The following is a 373-nucleotide window of genomic DNA, read 5'->3' as shown; positions in this document are numbered from 1 at the left end:
CAGCCAGGGCGCCGAGGTCATCGCCGACGGCAACGTGCATGTGTACGGCCCGCTGCGCGGCAAGGCCATGGCGGGCGCGCGCGGCGATGCCACGGCCCGCATCTTCACCACGCACCTGGACGCCGAGCTGCTGGCCGTGGCCGGCGTGTATCGCGTGGTCGAGGACAAGCTCGACCGCTCGCTGCACAACCAGCCGGCGCTGATCCGGCTGGACGGCGACACGCTGCGCATCGAGGCCCTGAAGGCCTGACGCAACACCCGATTCGCGCAAGAGCGCAAATCAACTACACACATTCTGTAAGAAGCCTTACACGGGCTTTTTGCTTTACGATAACGCGATTTATTCGAACATAAGGGTTTGATCGTCATGACA

At 63.0% G+C, this 373-nt stretch carries 1 protein-coding gene; it reads left to right on the top strand.

The window, feature by feature from the left end:
* Window positions 1–250, top strand: a 250-nt coding sequence (gene minC / locus KUA57_RS09510) for a septum site-determining protein MinC (protein ID WP_218494161.1), incomplete at its 5' end; no start/stop codon positions are given.
* Between the last annotated feature and the right edge of the window lie 123 nt (window positions 251–373).

The organism is Streptococcus vulneris (assembly GCF_019218685.1).
Classification (GTDB): Bacteria; Bacillota; Bacilli; order Lactobacillales; family Streptococcaceae; genus Streptococcus; species Streptococcus vulneris.
This window is presented reverse-complemented; position numbering and strand designations above follow the sequence as displayed.